The 16,405-nt window shown below is 63.0% G+C and carries 17 protein-coding genes and 1 tRNA gene; 8 read left to right on the forward strand and 10 right to left on the reverse strand.

The genetic code is table 11. From position 1 onward, the window contains the following. Positions 1-275: 275 nt before the first annotated feature. From yacG to AC3CCE_RS24825, 9 genes are all read right to left on the reverse strand, one after another. Positions 276-467 carry a DNA gyrase inhibitor YacG gene (gene yacG, locus AC3CCE_RS24785; RefSeq protein WP_023669280.1) on the reverse strand — a complete coding sequence of 64 codons (192 nt, stop codon included), beginning with the start codon at positions 465-467 and terminating at the stop codon, positions 276-278. Further along, positions 464-1,090, reverse strand: coding sequence for a Maf-like protein (locus tag AC3CCE_RS24790; RefSeq protein WP_023681911.1), 627 nt, complete (start codon positions 1,088-1,090; stop codon positions 464-466). The genes yacG and AC3CCE_RS24790 overlap by 4 nt, the downstream gene beginning before the upstream one ends. A 19-nt stretch (positions 1,091-1,109) precedes the next feature. Continuing rightward, positions 1,110-1,328, reverse strand: coding sequence for a translation initiation factor IF-1 (infA, locus tag AC3CCE_RS24795; protein WP_006200926.1), 219 nt, complete (start codon positions 1,326-1,328; stop codon positions 1,110-1,112). Between the two features lie 185 nt (positions 1,329-1,513). Next, positions 1,514-1,978 carry an arsenate-mycothiol transferase ArsC gene (locus tag AC3CCE_RS24800; protein ID WP_081725519.1) on the reverse strand — a complete coding sequence of 155 codons (465 nt, stop codon included), beginning with the start codon at positions 1,976-1,978 and terminating at the stop codon, positions 1,514-1,516. Then, positions 1,966-2,451, reverse strand: a complete 486-nt coding sequence (locus tag AC3CCE_RS24805) for a UPF0262 family protein (RefSeq protein ID WP_023669283.1) — start codon at positions 2,449-2,451, stop codon at positions 1,966-1,968. Before AC3CCE_RS24805 ends, AC3CCE_RS24800 begins: the two co-directional genes overlap by 13 nt. A gap of 6 nt (positions 2,452-2,457) precedes the next feature. Beyond that, the gene (hisD, locus tag AC3CCE_RS24810; RefSeq protein ID WP_352626294.1) at positions 2,458-3,750 is read right to left on the reverse strand and encodes a histidinol dehydrogenase; all 1,293 of its coding nucleotides are present in this window, start codon (positions 3,748-3,750) and stop codon (positions 2,458-2,460) included. Positions 3,751-3,884: 134 nt separating this feature from the next. Further along, positions 3,885-4,319: a DUF2948 family protein gene (locus AC3CCE_RS24815; RefSeq protein WP_023681909.1), complete on the reverse strand. Its 435-nt coding sequence runs from the start codon at positions 4,317-4,319 to the stop codon at positions 3,885-3,887. Between the two features lie 167 nt (positions 4,320-4,486). After that, complete coding sequence (gene murA, locus AC3CCE_RS24820; protein WP_352513176.1) at positions 4,487-5,779, reverse strand: UDP-N-acetylglucosamine 1-carboxyvinyltransferase; 1,293 nt, start codon at positions 5,777-5,779, stop codon at positions 4,487-4,489. 134 nt (positions 5,780-5,913) lie between these two features. Then, on the reverse strand, positions 5,914-6,108 hold the full coding sequence (locus AC3CCE_RS24825) for a hypothetical protein (RefSeq protein WP_023729050.1): 195 nt from the start codon (positions 6,106-6,108) through the stop codon (positions 5,914-5,916). A 150-nt stretch (positions 6,109-6,258) separates the two neighbouring features. Between AC3CCE_RS24825 and AC3CCE_RS24830 the strand changes: the two genes are divergently transcribed. The 8 genes from AC3CCE_RS24830 to AC3CCE_RS24865 all read left to right on the forward strand — a co-directional run bounded on the left by AC3CCE_RS24830 (position 6,259) and on the right by AC3CCE_RS24865 (position 15,489). Continuing rightward, a tRNA-Thr gene (locus tag AC3CCE_RS24830) sits at positions 6,259-6,333 on the forward strand. A 392-nt stretch (positions 6,334-6,725) separates the two neighbouring features. Next, the gene (locus tag AC3CCE_RS24835; protein WP_352626295.1) at positions 6,726-10,559 is read left to right on the forward strand and encodes a caspase family protein; all 3,834 of its coding nucleotides are present in this window, start codon (positions 6,726-6,728) and stop codon (positions 10,557-10,559) included. 182 nt (positions 10,560-10,741) lie between these two features. Further along, positions 10,742-12,136, forward strand: coding sequence for a multicopper oxidase family protein (locus AC3CCE_RS24840; RefSeq protein WP_352626296.1), 1,395 nt, complete (start codon positions 10,742-10,744; stop codon positions 12,134-12,136). 152 nt (positions 12,137-12,288) lie between these two features. Next, positions 12,289-13,602: an NAD(P)H-dependent oxidoreductase gene (locus AC3CCE_RS24845; protein ID WP_352626297.1), complete on the forward strand. Its 1,314-nt coding sequence runs from the start codon at positions 12,289-12,291 to the stop codon at positions 13,600-13,602. 80 nt (positions 13,603-13,682) lie between these two features. After that, complete coding sequence (locus AC3CCE_RS24850; RefSeq protein ID WP_352626298.1) at positions 13,683-13,925, forward strand: type II toxin-antitoxin system VapB family antitoxin; 243 nt, start codon at positions 13,683-13,685, stop codon at positions 13,923-13,925. After that, positions 13,925-14,104: a type II toxin-antitoxin system VapC family toxin gene (locus AC3CCE_RS24855; RefSeq protein WP_245261319.1), complete on the forward strand. Its 180-nt coding sequence runs from the start codon at positions 13,925-13,927 to the stop codon at positions 14,102-14,104. Before AC3CCE_RS24850 ends, AC3CCE_RS24855 begins: the two co-directional genes overlap by 1 nt. Positions 14,105-14,133: 29 nt before the next feature. After that, positions 14,134-14,316, forward strand: coding sequence for a PIN domain-containing protein (locus tag AC3CCE_RS24860; protein WP_280940042.1), 183 nt, complete (start codon positions 14,134-14,136; stop codon positions 14,314-14,316). Between the two features lie 273 nt (positions 14,317-14,589). Further along, complete coding sequence (locus tag AC3CCE_RS24865) at positions 14,590-15,489, forward strand: MBL fold metallo-hydrolase (protein WP_352626321.1); 900 nt, start codon at positions 14,590-14,592, stop codon at positions 15,487-15,489. Positions 15,490-15,556: 67 nt separating this feature from the next. Here the strand turns inward: AC3CCE_RS24865 and proC are convergent, their stop codons facing one another. Then, positions 15,557-16,372 (reverse strand): pyrroline-5-carboxylate reductase, encoded by an 816-nt coding sequence (gene proC, locus AC3CCE_RS24870; protein ID WP_352626299.1) that lies wholly within the window; start codon positions 16,370-16,372, stop codon positions 15,557-15,559. Positions 16,373-16,405 lie beyond the last annotated feature (33 nt).

Here is a 16,405-nt window from a genome sequence, read left to right on the forward strand (position 1 = left end):
GATTCGAACCACCGACACGCGGATTTTCAGTCCGCTGCTCTACCAACTGAGCTATCTGGGCCTCGCCGGCAAACGAGACATCGCCTGACCGGATTTCAGGAAAGCGCCGTGGGGCACCCCTTGAAAGCGCGTGGGTTATAGCACGGGAATCCGGCCTGTCCAGCGCCTAAGCGCTGATTTTCCGGGGCAATTGTCGCAGACAATACCGACGCCGGCAAAGCAGCAATCGCGTAAGGTCGGCGAAGTGGAATTGCGCGGCCGGCACCGCCCAAACCCTACTTCGGCTCGTCGCTCTCGTCCTCGTCATCCCGCGCGGTGATCACATAGGCGCCCTTCAGCCAGCGGTTGAGGTCGATGTCCTTGCAGCGCTTCGAGCAGAACGGATAGGTCTCGCGCGCCGACGGCTTGCCGCATTCGGGGCAGGGGCGCTTCGGGCGCAGTGGTGTGACCTTATCGTCCAGGCTCATGGCCGCGCGGTATGCCAGCTGGTGTGGACCTTGAAGCCTTCGCCCGAAAGCAGCGCCACCGTCTCGTAGAGCGGCAGGCCGACGATGTTGGTGTAGGAGCCGACCAGCTTGACGACGAACGACCCGGCGAGACCCTGGACGGCATAGCCGCCGGCCTTGCCGCGCCATTCGCCGGAGGCGACATAGGCGTCGATCTCCTCGCGCGGAAGCCGCTTGAAGCGTACCCTGGATTCAACCAGCCTTTGGCGCAGCTTGCCGCCCGGCGTAATCAGGCAGATGCCGGAATAGACCCGGTGCGAACGGCCCGAAAGCAGTCCAAGGCAATTGGCGGCGTCGTCCAGCGTCTCGGCCTTGGGCAGGATGCGGCGTCCGACCGCGACCACCGTATCGGCGGCCAGCACGAAACTTGGCGCATAGTCTTCCTCGCTTTTCAGCGAGGCCAGCGCCTTCTCGGCCTTTTCCTTCGACAGCCGCTTGGCCAGCGAGCGCGGATGTTCGGCGCGCAGCGGCGTTTCGTCGACATCGGCTGGCAGCACGCGGTCCGGCTCGATGCCGGCCTGTTGCAACAGTTCGATCCGGCGCGGCGAACCAGAGGCAAGCACGAGCTTCTGCAGGATGCTCATCGCGGTTCGCGCGGGACTGTTACTTGAAACGGTAGGTGATGCGGCCCTTGGTCAGGTCATAGGGCGTCATCTCGACCAGGACCTTGTCGCCGGTCAGCACACGGATGCGGTTCTTGCGCATGCGGCCAGCCGTATGGGCGATGATCTCGTGTTCGTTTTCGAGCTTCACCCGGAACATCGCGTTGGGCAACAATTCCGTCACGACACCCGGAAACTCGAGGACTTCTTCCTTCGGCATTCGATACCTTTGCTTGGATTGCAGTTCCGGCGCCCTGGAGCGCCCAGGCCGGAATTTCGGCGGAACCTATATGATAATCGTGCGCTTGTGAACACGCTTAGATCGCGTCATATGCGACGCGCTCCAAGCTTTCGTTTTATGCATGTCGTTGTCTCAAAACCGGGACCGCTTTTGAGCGACATGCATCAATCCGCCGCGTTTTTTACCTCCGGAAGCAGAAAACGTCGGCTGATGCGCGCTTTCAGCCGTTCTCTCACGTCGCGATAGCTGGCCATGATCTGCTCGCGCCTGCCGCCGACATCGGTCGGATCCGGCATCGGCCAGTATTCGACGTCGACGGCAAGCGAGCGGGTGAGTTCGAGCGCGGCGTGGTGGGCTTCCGGCGCCAGGGTGACGATCAGGTCGAAATAATCGTCCTCGAGATCGTCCATCGAGCGCGGCTGGCGCTCGCCCAGCGTCAGGCCTTCTTCGGCCAGCACCGCGTCGACGAACGGATCGCGCTCGCCCCTGTGCACGCCGGCAGAGGCGACGAAAGTGGCCGGCGGCAGCATGCGCCGCGCCAGCTGCTCGGCCATCGGTGAGCGCACGGCGTTCATGCCGCACAAAAACAGGATCGAGCGGGGCGCCCCAGTCAGGTCTAACCCCGCCAGTGCAGCACGCAGACCAGCGTGAACAGCCGCCGCGCCGTGTCGAAGTCGATGTCGATCTTGCCGGCCAGCCGGTCCATCAACGTCTGCGAGCCTTCATTGTGCAGGCCGCGCCGGCCCATGTCGATCGCCTCGATATGGCTCGGCGTCGAGGAGCGGATGGCGTCGTAATAGCTTTCGCAGATCAGGTAGTAGTCCTTGACGATGCGCCTGAGCGGCGTCAGCGACAGGATATGGGTGACGACATCAGCACCATCCTCTCGGGCGACCGCAAACACCAGCCGGGATTCGGCCAGCGACAGCTTCAGCCGATAAGGCCCGGCGCCGTCATCATTGACCGGCTGAAAGCTGTTCTCCTCGATCAGGTCGAAGATCGCCACCGCGCGCTCATGTTCGACATCGGGCGTCGAACGGCCGATCGACTCGTCGAGCTCGACATCGATCAGCCTTGCGCGGGTTTGATCGCCGTCCGCCATCGCCGCCTACATGTTCAGCCGGATGGCGACGGAGCGGCCATGCGCGTCGAGGCCTTCCGCCTTGGCCAGCGCAATCGCCGCCGGCGCAAGTGCTCTCAGCTGCTCCGGCCCGAGCTTCAGGATCGAGGTGCGCTTGACGAAATCGAGCACCGACAGGCCCGAAGAGAAGCGCGCCGAACGCGCCGTCGGCAGCACGTGGTTGGAGCCGCCGACATAGTCGCCGATGACTTCGGGCGTATGGCGTCCCAGAAACACAGCACCCGCATTGCGCATCCTGGCCAGGAAGCCTTCGGCATCGTCGATAGCAAGCTCGACATGTTCCGCGGCGATGCGGTCGACCAGCGGCAGCGAGGCCTCGATGGTCTCCACCAGGATCACCGCACCGAAATCGCGCCAGCTGGCAGCCGCCGTCTCGGCGCGCGGCATGCTCTGCAGCTGCCGCTCGACCGCCTGTTCGACGGCCTTGCCGAAGGCCGGATCGTCGGTGATCAGGATCGACTGCGCCGACACGTCATGCTCGGCCTGCGCCAGAAGATCAGCGGCGATCCAGTCGGGATCGTTGCTGCCGTCGGCCACCACCAGCACTTCAGACGGTCCGGCGATCATGTCGATGCCGACCGTGCCGAAAACCTGGCGCTTGGCGGCGGCGACATAGGCATTGCCGGGCCCGACGATCTTGGCGACCGGCCGGATCGTTTCGGTGCCATAGGCAAGGGCGGCAATCGCCTGCGCGCCGCCGACGCGGTAAATCTCTGAAACGCCTGATATATCGGCGGCCACCAGCACCAGCGGATTGATGATGCCGCCCGGCGCCGGCACGACGATGACGATGCGCTCGACGCCCGCCACCCTGGCCGGCACGGCGTTCATCAGCACCGAGCTTGGATAGCTTGCCGTGCCGCCCGGCACATAGAGCCCGACCGCCTCGATCGCCGTCCAGCGCGAACCCAACTCGACCCCGGCGGCATCGGTATAGTGATCGTCCTTGGGCATTTGTCGCTCGTGATGGGATCGGATGCGGTCACGGGCAAATTTCAGCGCCTCGACCGTCTGCGGATCGGCGTCTTTGTAGGCCTGCGCGATGTCGTCCTTCGACACGGCGATGCCGAGGCTATTGAGGTCGGCCTTGTCGAATTTCAGCGTGTAGTCGACCAGGGCAGCGTCGCCCTCGGCACGAACCCGCGCAATGATGGCGCGCACGGCAGTGTCGACGTCCTCCGATACCTCCCGCTTGGTGGTCAGGAAGGCGGCGAAACGCTGCGCGAAACCGGCATCGGACTGGATAAGCGTAATGGCCATCGGCTGCGTCTAGATCATGGTGAGATTTGGTTGAAATCTCATCATGATCTAGCCCTTTGTTGGAGCGTGATCTCTGGACAAACGATTCCCGTTTTGTCCAACAAAAACCGGCACCCACTTTTTGGGATCATGCTCTAGACCCTATGCACCGGACGCGAGGTGGCTTCCCAGGCGCCGCCTATGTCGGCAAGCCGTGCCTCGATGCATTCGACGTCGAGCATGATCGCGCCGCCGCCGGAAAAGACCAACTCGACGATGCCGGCCGGCTTGCTGATTTCGATAAAGCTGATTGCCAGAAGCGACAGCACCTCGGCCGGCCGATCGCGGGCAATGCCGCTGGTCTTGGCGCCGAGCACGCGGTCGAAATGCAACACCGCCTGGCGCCGCTCATTGTGCTTGCTGAACAGTCCGGATTTCGCCTCCCAGACGAAGCGGTTCATGGTCAATATGAAACGCTTGGCCGAAGGCAGGTATTCGAGGTCGGAGACCTTCATTACGGCGTCCTGGACGTGAGCCGAGACGATGCTCAGATCCTGATCGTCGAGCGCAATGAGTTTGAGGGCTGCCATGCCGAATGCACACCTGAAAGTTGGTTTCAGCCTTCTGTTAGGCGGTCTTTCCGGTCCGTGCAACCGCGACACAAATTCAACCCGAGGCTAGCGCCTCGGGTTTGAAGTGTTGGCGGTGAATGAAGGCAGCACCAGACGCCTGTCTGTCTGAAGCAACTGCCGTGCGGTTAAGCTGAAATCCGCTCGATCACCGCGCCGCAATTGGAGAGCTTTTCTTCCAGCCGCTCAAAACCGCGGTCGAGGTGGTAGACGCGGTTGACCGTCGTTTCGCCTTCGGCCGCCAGACCGGCGATGACCAGCGACACCGAGGCGCGCAGATCGGTCGCCATCACGGGTGCGCCCTTCAGCTTGGCGACGCCGTCGACGATCGCCGTTTGGCCGGACAGCGTGATGTGGGCGCCGAGCCGGGCCAGTTCCTGCACATGCATGAAGCGGTTTTCGAAGATGGTCTCGGTGATGCGCGACTTGCCCTTGGCCATGGTCATCAGGCCCATGAACTGCGCCTGCAGATCGGTCGGGAAGGCCGGAAAGGGCGCCGTCATGACGTCGACCGGCGAAATGCCGGCGCCGTTGCGCCGGACGCGAATGCCGGAATTGGTCGGCGTGATCTCGGTACCGGTCTGGGCAATCACATCCAACGCGGTCTGCAGCAGCTCGGGGCGGGCGCCTTCGAGCACGACATCACCGCCGGTCATGGCCACCGCCATGGCATAGGTGCCGGTCTCGATGCGGTCGGGGATGACGCGCACGCGCGCGCCCGACAGCGACTCGACGCCATCGATGGTGATAACAGGCGTGCCGGCGCCGGAAATTTTGGCGCCCATGGCGTTGAGGCATTCGGCGAGGTTGACGATTTCGGGCTCGCAGGCGGCGTTTTCCAGCACCGTCTCGCCCTTGGCGAGCGCTGCCGCCATCATCAGCACATGGGTGGCGCCGACGGAGACCTTCGGGAACACATAGCGATTGCCGACGAGGCGGCCATTCCTGGTCTTTGCCAGCACATAGCCGGTGTCGACATCGATGTCGGCGCCCAGCACCTGCAGACCTTCAAGGAACAGATCGACCGGCCGCGTGCCGATGGCGCAACCGCCGGGGAGCGACACTTTCGCCTCGCCCATGCGGGCCAGCAGCGGGCCGATCACCCAGAACGACGCCCGCATCTTCGACACCAGCTCGTAAGGCGCGGTCGTATCGACGATGTTGCGGGCCGAGAAATTGATGGTGCGCGAATAGCCCTCATTCTGCTTCTCGCGGCGGCCGTTGACCGAATAGTCGACGCCGTGATTGCCGAGAATGCGGATCAGCTGCTCTACATCGGCCAGATGCGGCACGTTTTCCAGCGTCAGCGTGTCGTCGGTGAGCAGCGAGGCGATCATCAGCGGCAAAGCGGCGTTTTTCGCGCCCGAAATCGGAATGCTTCCGGCGAGCTTATTGCCGCCGACAATTCTGATGCGATCCATGAGAGAATGTCCCCTCGGCCCGAAAGGCCGGTTTTCGTCAGTTTGCGTATCGGCCCGTCTAGACCATTGGCCGGCTTGGTTCAAGATTCCTGAGCCCGTTGGCCAAGTTGGCCGGCCAGTGTGGCCGATATCGGTCAGTCCTTGTGCATTTTTTCAGCAGCCGCCAGGCCTTCCGGGCGCTGGTCAGCGTCACCGGTGCGCCGCGAACGCGCTTGCGTCTTGCGCTTCATGAGATTGGCGCGCAACTGCTCGGCCAGACGGTCCTTGCGGTTAGTCCCGTCCTTTTTTGCCGGATCAGCCTTTTTCGGTGGAATTGTCTTGTCGTCCATCGTTCCGTCCCGCCCGCGACTGGCAGGGCCTGCCGTTCAAGGGATAGCTAGCATTGTGGCGCCGCCATGTCAGCGAAACTTGTCTGGCAAAGCCTTTCACAGACGCCTTGCGCTTGCCGGTTCTATATGGCAGAAGCCCCGCCATCAGCGGCTGCGGTAGCTCAGTGGTAGAGCACTCCCTTGGTAAGGGAGAGGTCGAGAGTTCAATCCTCTCTCGCAGCACCAGTTCATTCCTTCGATTTTAAAAAGATGCGTCGCGAAGTCGGGGTCTCGTTGCGGACCAAAAAAGCCGGCTGACGCAAAAGTGCCAATCCCGCGCATCCAACCGTGGCCCCCTCGCCCGGAAACATTGAGAGAAAGAGGCTCTACGGGCCGGACGACTGCTCAACAAGTCCGGACCTGTCAACTCATGAACAGGCCGGACTGGCCGTATCCGGCATGCTGAACACTACCGCTCGCACGCTGAAAGCCAGCCGCCTCGTACGCATGACAAGAACACAGCTCGCCCAAGGACTTGCCATCGGCCGGCCATCATGATGCCATCTCGCTTGCGGAAGATAGCGTCGGGTTTGGGGTAGAGAATGCTCTTTGGGCGAACAGCAGGTGCGACAGGGCGCATGTGCGCGGCACTTGCCGCGGCACTGGTGTGCCTATGCGCGTTTGGCCCCGCTTTGGCTGAAGAGCCGAAGGCGCTGAAAGGCGTCGCGCTCATCATCGGTCAGTCCGACTACCAGCATGTCGGCAAACTGCCCAATCCGGAAAACGACGCCCGCGCCATCGAGGAGATGTTCGACAGGCTCGGCTTCGAGACAAATGTCGCCACCAATCGCGACGCACGCAAATTGCGGCGCGATCTCGAAGGCTTCGTCGACGATGCCGAGGGCGCCGATGTCGCCATCATCTACTATTCCGGCCACGGCATCGAAGCCGGCGGCGAGAATTATCTGGTCCCTGTCGATGCCGATATCTCGGCGCTCGACAATGCCGGCGAAAAGCTGGTGCCGCTGTCGTCCATCGTCGCCGAACTGAAGGCCAAGGTGCCGGTCACCATCGTTCTGCTGGACGCCTGCCGCAACGATCCGTTCCCGCCGGGCACGCTCCTGAAGCTGGCGCCGGGCGACGAAGGCAAGCCGATCGGCGCCGGCGGTCTCGGCGAAACGCGCGGCGTGGTTTCCCTGAAAGGTGGCGCCGAGGCCAAGGGCTCGGTCGACGACAGCCTCGGCCAGGTCATCGCCTTTGCCGCCGAGCCCGGCAAGGTTGCGCTGGACGGTCCGGCCGATGGCAACAGCCCCTATGCGGCGGCGATCCTGCGCCACATCGACACGATGGGCGGCGAGGAATTCGGCACCGTTTTGCGCATGATCGGCGAGGAGGTCTATCTCAAGACCAACGGCCAGCAGCGGCCCTGGGTCAATGAGAGCCTGCGGCGGCTGCTCTATTTCGGTACCCCCGCCGAGGCGCCGAAAGGCGACGAGGGGGAAATCCTAAGGGAGCGGCGCCAGCTCCTGCTGACCATCTCGACGCTACCCGATCCGGAGCGCCGCCAGATCGAAACCATAGCGCGTGACGGCAAGGTGCCGATGGATGGGCTCTACGCCATGCTGAAGGCGCTCGGGGTCGACATACCCAAGGATCCGGCCGAACTCGACAAATTGCTGCGCGGCCAGACCGAACGGCTGAAACACGTGTTGGCTGAACGCGAGACTTTGAAAAACCCGGACCCCGAAATTGCCAGGCTATCGAAACTCGCCGAACAGGCGGTTCAGGAAGGCGCGCTCGAAGCGGCGCAGAAATTCAACGAGCAGGCCAAGGCCCGCATCGGCGAACTTTCGTCTACGGACGACCAGGCCGAGGCCGAGCTGAAGGCAAAGCGGCTGGAATTCGCAAAGGTCTTCGCCAGCAGTGCCAGGACTTATGAAATCTCCTTCAACTTCAAGGAGGCGGCGCAGGATTACGCCAAGGCCTTCGAGCAGGCTGCCAAATGGAGCGACGAAGACGCGTTCTACTACAAGGCGGCAGAGGCCAACGCTCTGTCGGAACAAGGGGACTTCTCCGGCGACAATGCGTATCTCGCCCAGGCCCTGACAGCCTATGAACAGGCATTGACCTATGTCACCCGCGAAAAGTTGCCGCTACTTTGGGCGGCCACCCAGAACAATATGGGCGCCACGCTTGCTACGTTGGGCGAACGGGAAGCCGGCCGCGAAAACCTCGACAAGGCAGCTGCCGCCTATGAGCAGGCGCTGACCGTCTATACGCATGACGCCTACCCTGACGACTGGGCATCGACCTATGGCAATCTGGGCACGGTCTACTGGCGGCTCGGCCAGCGCGAGAACGGGACGGCACTGCTTGAGCGGGCAGTCGCGGCCTTCCGCTCGGCGCTCGAGGTACAGTCGTCGAAAAAACTGCCGCTGGAATGGGCGGCGACGCAGAACAATGTCGGCATCGTGCTGTCCGAGATCGGCGAACGCCAGACCACATCGGACAGTTTTCGCGCCGCAATCGAAGCGCATCGTGCGGCGCTGACCGAATACAGCAGGGAGCGCGTACCGCTCGACTGGGCGCTGAGCCAGGTCAATCTGGGGGCCGCGCTCTACCGCCTCGGTGAGCGCGAAAAGGATATCGCGACCATGCAGCAGGCGGTTGCTGCCTATCAGGCGGCGACCGGCGAAATGACCAGGGAACGCGCGCCGGCGCAATGGGCGACAATCCAGAATAATCTGAGCACGGCGCTGGAATCGATCGGAACCATTAACGGCGATGTCGCCACGCTTGAGCAGGCGCGCGACGCCGCCCTTGCATCGCTTACGGTTTGGACGCGCGAGCACGCCGCGGCGAGCTGGGCCAACGGCCAGCTGACGCTCGGCAACGCCTTGCAGCGCCTCGGCGCCAAGCAGAAGAACAAGGAACTGCTGCTGCTGGCAGCCACCGCGTACCAGGCCGCTCTGTCCGAATATCCGCGTGAGAAACTGCCGCTCGACTGGGCTTCGCTGCAGCAGAATCTGGGATCGGTCAACGACACGCTCGGCGATCTCGATACGGGAACCGATTACTACATTCAGGCGGTGACCGCGTATCGTAAGGCATGGGAGGTCTATACCGCAACCGCCGCGCCGGGCGAGTTCGCTTCGATTGGTTACAGCCTTGCAGGCACGCTATCGAACTGGGGCGAACGCGCGGGGGACATCTCGACCCTGCGGCAGGCGATCGATGTCTACGGTCAGGTGCTCAGGGTTCGCACCCGCGACAAGGACCCAGCCAATTGGGCCAAGACGGAATTCCGCCTCGGCTGCGCGTTGATGATGTCAGGCAAGCTGGCCTCTGACGATCAACTGCTGCAGCAATCGGTCAACGCGCTGCGGGCGGCGCTCGACGGGCAGACGAAAGGCGGTGATGTCACGGAGATCGGCCAGACGCGGCGCGTGCTCGGCCAGACCCTGTCGATCCTGGGCGACAATACATCCAACCTGGACTTGCTGGCGCAAGCAGCCGACATGCTGGAAGCCGCGCTCCCCGCCTACTCCAAGGACGCCGACCCGGAGGAGTGGGCCAATATCAATTACGACCTCGGCTTTGCCCTCTACAGCCAGGGCCGGATTGGTGGCGACGCCACGTTCTACGCCAAGGCCGTGGAGAGCTTCGAGACGGCAGCGCGGATCTACGACGGTTTTCCCAACCGCATGCAATGGGCGCGCACCAAGGGCGATATCGGCAATGCCTTGCTGATGGCCGCGGACGGCAAGGACGTCGAGTTGCTCACCCGCGCGATTGCCGCCTATGACGCAGCGCTCAGCGTGGTAACGCGCGAGAATGCGCTGGCTGTCTGGGAGAACAATCAGAACAATCTCGCCGGCGGGCTGTCGAGTCTTGGTTACTGGGCGAACGATGTCGGCAAGCTGAAACGAGCCGCTCAGATCTACCGCGACCTCGCCACGGTGCGAACGATCGCCCGCGATCCCGATCTCTGGATCACCAACCAGACCAGTCTCGCGCAGACGCTGAGCATGATCGCGGCCCGCGAGCCTTCGGCTGAATTGTACGAGGAGACGATTGTCGTCAACCGGGCGCTTGCCGAGCAGCTCGGTCGCGACCGCGATCCCGAACGTTGGGCCAATGCGCGCAACGAGATGGGCTATGCCTTGACCATGGCCGGCCGCGCCGAAAACAATGTCGCGCATTTCGAGGAGGCGGTGTTGGTCCTGCGCGAGGCGATCGTGGCGCAAAAGAAGATCAATTCGGTGCCGGCTGTCGCCTTCACGCAGGACAGCCTGTGCGACGTGCTGGTTGATCTGGGCGCCGCCCACAAGGACAAGGCGATGGCACAGGAAGCGATCGCCGCATGCCAGGACGCGCTCGTCATCTTCCGTGACAAGAAGATGGACGATCTCGCCGCCGGTTCCGAAAAAAACCTCGCCGAGGCACAGGCGTTGCTGGCCGAGTTGCATTAATCCGAGCCCGCGCTCCCGGATGCGGGCGAATGGTGGGCACGCCAGCGTTCACGCTGTTGTGCAAGCAAATGTCACCGGCTCGCCATGGCATGACAGAGATGCGATGTGGCAGTATCGGCTTGTGCGCCGGTCGCCACCCGTCATTCAGGGCGACAGGTAATCATATTCCGTTGGAGCGCCAGATGACCCTATTCACCCGCCGCGGGCTTCTGAAAACGGCTGCGGTTGCCGGCGCTGGCGGCGTCGGGCTGGCAGCAATGACCAGGCTCAGCGGTTGGGCAGCTGTCACACCTGAGCCGGTGGTGCTCAAGACGGCAAAGATCCAGGCCAGGTTCATGGATGCGGGCGAGACCCGGGATGTCCTGACGTATGGTGAATCAGGCATGCCGCCTGTACTGCGGATGAAAAAAGGCGAGCCCTTTGCCGCGCGTCTCGTCAACGCCATCGACGACCCGACGACCATCCATTGGCACGGCATTCGCGTTCCAAACAAGATGGACGGTGTTCCCTTCCTGGTTCAGCCCTACGTCTACACCGGCGATCATTTCGACTACGCCTTCACCCCGCCCGACGCCGGCACGTTCTGGTATCACCCGCATTGCAACACGCTGGAGCAGATGGGCCACGGCCTGACGGGCGTGATCGTGGTCGAAAACCCGGGCGATCCGAAATTCGATGCGGAGGCAATCGTCAATCTGCGCGACTGGCGCCTCGGCGACGACGCGCAGTTCATCCAGCAATTCCGGCCGCGCGATGCCGCAAAAACCGGAACCTATGGCACGGTGCGCACCGCCAACTGGCTCGACCAGCCGCAATTCGACGCGCCGGCCGGCGGGTTGGTGCGGCTGCGGGTCGCCATCACCGATGTCACCCGCATCTACGCCTTTCGCGTCGAGCGTGGGGAGGCCGCGGTCATCGCGCTGGACGGCAATCCGGTGCCGCAGCGTTTTGCGCCCGATGCTTTGCTGCTCGGACCGGGGCAGCGCATGGAGCTCGCCATCCGCATGCCTGACCAGGAGGGCGCGATCGTCAGCCTGGGCGACATCAGAGGCACCAAACCCAAGGTCCTCGCCACCTTGCGCGCCACCGGCAGCTCGCTCAAGCGCGATTTGCGCGACCTCGCACCGCTGGAAGCCAACCCGGTGCCGGAGGTGGATCTCGCCAGCGCGAAACACATCGCGCTCTCGCTCAGCGCCACGGCGGAAAACGTGCCGAGCGACAGCATATGCGGCACGCTAGGCTACTCCTTCTGGGCCATCAACAAGGTACCGTGGCCGGGCGACACGCCGGACCCGACCGCGCCTTTGGCCGAGCTGAAGCTCGGCAAAAGCTATGTCATCGACATGGAGAATTTGACGCCGCAATCGCATCCGATGCATCTGCACGGCATGAGCTTCAAGGTGCTGTCGTCGTCGACACGCCAGGTTCAGCCGGTCATCTCCGACACCTATCTCATGCAGCCCAACGAGAAGGTTCAGCTCGGTTTCGTCGCGGACAATCCCGGCGACTGGCTGCTGCACTGCCACATCATCGAACATCAGAAAACCGGCATGACGAGCTATATCAGGGTGGTTTGACGCCGAGGCGGGTCAATCAGCCTCTACTGGGGTTGGCCTCACCTGCCGGGCCTGTTGCCGGAGAAATTGCCGCCGTCCGCTGGTTTCGTTGGCAAAGCGGGGCCGTTCCCTGCTATTCCCGCCTGCAATCAAGAAGCCGTGGACACGCTTGCATGACCAATGTCGCCCTGACCGGACTGGCCCGCGATCTCGCCAGGCGCGCCGCCGAGGGCCGCCCGGTGCGCATCGGCGTCATCGGCTCCGGCGAAATGGGCACCGACCTGGTCACGCAAGGCATGCTGATGCCCGGTATCGAGATCTGCGCCATCTCGACGCGGCGTCCGCACACGGCGCGCGACGCCATCCGCATCGCCTATGGCGACGAGGCGATGGCGGTCGAGGCCGACATGGGTTCGAAAGTCACCGCGGCGATCGAGGCCGGGAAAATCGCCATCACCTCGAACGAGATGCTGGTCACCAATCCGCTGATCGACGTCGTGATCGACGCCACCGGCAAGCCTGGTGTCGCCGCCGATTTCGACTTGAAGGCGATGGAGCACGGCAAGCATCTGGTGATGATGAATGTCGAGGCCGACGTCACGATCGGCTGCTACCTCAAGCAGCAGGCAGACCGGCTCGGCGTCGTCTATTCGGTCGGCGCCGGCGACGAGCCGTCGAGCTGCATGGAGCTGATCGAGTTTGCCTCCGCGCTCGGCTACACCATCGTCTCGGCTGGCAAGGGCAAGAACAACCCGCTCAACCACGATGCCGTTCCGGATGACTATCGCGAGGAAGCCCTTCGCCGCAACATGAACCCGCGCATGCTGGTCGAGTTCGTCGACGGCTCGAAAACCATGGTCGAGATGTGCGCCATCGCCAACGCCACCGGGCTGGTGCCCGATGTGCCGGGCATGCACGGGCCCAAGGCCGACCGCGACCAGCTGGCCAAGGTGCTGATACCGCGCGCCGATGGCGGCATCCTGTCGAAGAAGGGTGTTGTCGACTACACGATCGGCAAGGGTGTGGCGCCGGGCGTCTTCGTCATCGTCGAGGCGACGCATCCGCGCATCGTCGAGCGCATGGACGATCTGCATATCGGCCACGGCCCCTATTACAGCTTCTTCCGGCCCTACCATCTGACCTCGCTGGAAGTGCCGCTGACGGCAGCGCGTATCATGCTCTACGGCCGCCCCGACATGGTGCCGCTGCCGAAGCCGGTGGCCGAGGTCTGCGCGGTCGCCAAGCGCGATCTCGCCACGGGCGAGACCTTCGATGCCATCGGCGAGACTTGCTACCGCTCCTGGACCATGACCGTCGAAGAGGCGCGCGCCAATCTGGCAGTGCCGGTCGGCCTGCTCGAAGGCGGCAAGGTGCTGAAGCCGGTCAGGAAGGGCGAGCTCATCACCACCGACAACGCCACACCCGACCGCACGACCAGGCTGTTCGCTTTGCGCAAGCTGCAGGATGAGATGCTGCACGGGAGCTGAGATTGGATGACAGGCCAGTCGGGCTGGCCTTGTCATGACAACTCCCTATGTTGTAGTGGCACCGAACGGAGGCTTCCAGGATGAATCTCCAGATCAGAGACCCGCGCGCCCGTGACCCCGCCCGGCAGCTTGCCGAAAAGCGAAAGATTTCAATGACCGAGGCGGTGATCGAGGCGCTCGAATCCGAGCTTCAGCGCGAACGTGAACGAGTTCCGCTGGCTGAGCGGCTGGCCGCCATATCGAACGATCTGAAGGCCAAGGCGGGAAGCGGCGGCAGGGATTTGACTAAGGATGAGATCGACGAGATGTGGGGACATTCCTGATGTTCATCGACACCTCGGTGGTGATCGCTGTCCTCGCCGGAGAGGAAGACGCCGCCGATTGGAGCCGCCGGATCGGGCAGGCCTCGATACGGATAACATCTCCGCTGGTCGTGCTCGAAGCGGCGATGCGGCTTTCGTCGAAGTTGGTGGTGGAGCCGCTCTCGCCGAAAGGGCAATAGGAGACTTCCTGCTCGAAGCCGCGATCGAGGTGGTTCCGATCGAAAGAGGTGATGCCAAGCTCGCGATCCAGGCTTTTTCGAACTATGGCAAAGGTCGCGGCCACCCAGCTCAGCTCAATCTCGCTGACTGCCTGTCATATGCCTCGGCAAAAAGCCGTGGGATGCCCTCGCTCTACAGAGGGAAAGGCTTTTCCCACACCGATCTGGCCTGATCCTACTCCCCCAGTTCCACGATTCGGTCAGCAGCTTCGTCAGCCGCTCCCGCCCAGCAGGCCAAATGCTGCCGCGGTCGCGCCATGGGGCTGTTGACCTGCTCGCGCAACACGCCTGATCATCGCGCTCGTGCTGACGACGCAGACCATCGGCTGCCATTGTATGATCCATTCATATAGTCTGTCTTTTTGATCCGGGTTTTTCAAACGATGCCGAGATGCCAATCTCCGAACGATCAGTTGAACCCCATTGAGGTTGAAATCTTGCAAACCATTTGGACAAGACGCGAAACAATGAAAACCCTTCTGGCAACGGGCATGGTTGCCATGCTTCAGCCTCTGGCTTTTGCAGCCAAGGCCGCCGCCAAGCTGGAATGGACCTATTTTCAGGCTGACGAGGAGGGTTTCCGCCGCACGCCGGTGCTGCTGACCGGTGAGAAGGAAGCCATCCTCCTCGATGGCGGATTTACCCTGTCGGATGGCCGTGCGGTCGCGGATGCGATCAAGGCGACCGGCAAGACTCTGACCACGATCTACGTCAGCTGCAGCGACCCTGACTATTATTTCGGCCTGCGTCCCGTCGCGGATGCTTTCCCCGGCGCCAAGATCATCGCGGCCGCTGCGACGGTGGCGGCCATCAAAGCCAATGTGCAAGCCAAGCTGGATGTCTGGGGCCCGCAGCTCAAGGACAATGGACCGAAGGTCCTGGCGGATGTCGTCATTCCCGAGGCATCCGATATCACCTCACTTGAAATCGAAGGAAACAAGATCGAGATCGTCACCGTCGCCGATCTGAAAGACCGGCGGTATCTCTGGGTGCCCAGCCTTGAAGCGGTGTTCGGCGGCGTGCTGATCTCGTCGGGCGTACATGTCTGGGTTGCCGACGAGCCAACCGTAGACGACCGCAAGAAATGGATTGCCGCGCTCAACGAAATCGCGTCCCGCAAACCCAACATCGTGGTGCCGTCCCATCAGGTAGCCGGTGCACCGGACGGTCTGGCGGCCGTGGAATTCACCCGCGCCTACCTCGAAGCTTTCAATAAGGAAGCCGAAAAAGCGAAATCCAGCGTCGAGCTGATTGCAGCGATGAAGCGGCGCTATCCCGATCTTCTTGACGTCTCGTCCCTGGAACTGGGAGCAAAGGTTGCCAAGGGTGAAATGAAGTGGGGCTGATGAGGTTGGCCCGGGGCTAAGGCAGGAGCACACGGGCCACCTACAGCCCTGACGTATCGCGAACGGGTTACTTCCCCAATTCCACCGACCGCAGCCGTGCCGCTTCGACTGCTTCGGTCAGCAGCTTCGTCAGCCGGTCTTCGCCCATCAGCACGGCAAGGGCGGCTGCCGTGGTTCCGTTGGGGCTGGTCACCTGCTGGCGCAGGACGCCGGGCTCCTCGCCGCTTTCGGCAGCGAGTGCAGCAGCGCCATAGACGGTCTGCATGGCCAGCAGCCTGGCGGTCTCGGTCGGCAGCCCGGCCTTCTCGGCTGCAACCGTAAGCGCCTCGATGAAATGGAAGATGTAGGCCGGACCGGACCCCGAAACCGCCGTCACCGCGTCCATCAGGCTTTCGTCGTCGATCGTCGTCACCACACCGCTCGCCGACAGCAGCTCGGCAACGAAACGCCTGATGTCGTCGGTCACCAGCGGGTTGGAATAGACCACCATCATGCCCTTGCCGATCGCGGCCGGCGTGTTGGGCATGCAGCGGATAACAGGCGCGAGATGGCCGAGGATGTGCTCGAAGGTGGCGACCGGCGTGCCCGCGGCGATGCTGACGAAGGTGGCCCTGCCGTCGCCGAAGCGCTTGTAGGCGGCGGTGACGTCGCGGATCACCTGCGGCTTGACGGCGATGACGACGAGGTCGGGCTCTGCGTCGGCGGGGATGCCGTTCGCGCCCGCGGCGACACTGCAACCGAGGTGCTCGGCGCGCTTGCGCAATTCGGCATTGGGCTCGACCACGAACACGGCTTGCGGGGCAAGCTTGCCGGATTTCAGCCAGCCCGCAAGCATGGCGTAACCCATATTGCCGCAACCGGCGAGAACAAGCCTGATCGTCATTGAGAGCCCTCCGAGACAAGGGTTCTCCTTAGA

This window comes from Mesorhizobium sp. P160187, assembly GCF_057766425.1.

Excerpts from the sequence above, each read along its gene's own strand:
- AC3CCE_RS24825 (WP_023729050.1), bottom strand. The coding sequence starts at position 6,108 with ATGGACGACAAGACAATTCCACCGAAAAAGGCTGATCCGGCAAAAAAG.
- AC3CCE_RS24850 (WP_352626298.1), top strand. The coding sequence starts at position 13,683 with ATGAATCTCCAGATCAGAGACCCGCGCGCCCGTGACCCCGCCCGGCAG.
- proC (WP_352626299.1), bottom strand. The coding sequence starts at position 16,372 with ATGACGATCAGGCTTGTTCTCGCCGGTTGCGGCAATATGGGTTACGCC.
- AC3CCE_RS24855 (WP_245261319.1), top strand. The coding sequence starts at position 13,925 with ATGTTCATCGACACCTCGGTGGTGATCGCTGTCCTCGCCGGAGAGGAA.
- AC3CCE_RS24840 (WP_352626296.1), top strand. The coding sequence starts at position 10,742 with ATGACCCTATTCACCCGCCGCGGGCTTCTGAAAACGGCTGCGGTTGCC.
- murA (WP_352513176.1), bottom strand. The coding sequence starts at position 5,779 with ATGGATCGCATCAGAATTGTCGGCGGCAATAAGCTCGCCGGAAGCATT.
- AC3CCE_RS24805 (WP_023669283.1), bottom strand. The coding sequence starts at position 2,451 with ATGGCGGACGGCGATCAAACCCGCGCAAGGCTGATCGATGTCGAGCTC.
- hisD (WP_352626294.1), bottom strand. The coding sequence starts at position 3,750 with ATGGCCATTACGCTTATCCAGTCCGATGCCGGTTTCGCGCAGCGTTTC.
- AC3CCE_RS24845 (WP_352626297.1), top strand. The coding sequence starts at position 12,289 with ATGACCAATGTCGCCCTGACCGGACTGGCCCGCGATCTCGCCAGGCGC.
- infA (WP_006200926.1), bottom strand. The coding sequence starts at position 1,328 with ATGCCGAAGGAAGAAGTCCTCGAGTTTCCGGGTGTCGTGACGGAATTG.
- AC3CCE_RS24835 (WP_352626295.1), top strand. The coding sequence starts at position 6,726 with ATGTGCGCGGCACTTGCCGCGGCACTGGTGTGCCTATGCGCGTTTGGC.
- AC3CCE_RS24790 (WP_023681911.1), bottom strand. The coding sequence starts at position 1,090 with ATGAGCATCCTGCAGAAGCTCGTGCTTGCCTCTGGTTCGCCGCGCCGG.
- AC3CCE_RS24815 (WP_023681909.1), bottom strand. The coding sequence starts at position 4,319 with ATGGCAGCCCTCAAACTCATTGCGCTCGACGATCAGGATCTGAGCATC.
- yacG (WP_023669280.1), bottom strand. The coding sequence starts at position 467 with ATGAGCCTGGACGATAAGGTCACACCACTGCGCCCGAAGCGCCCCTGC.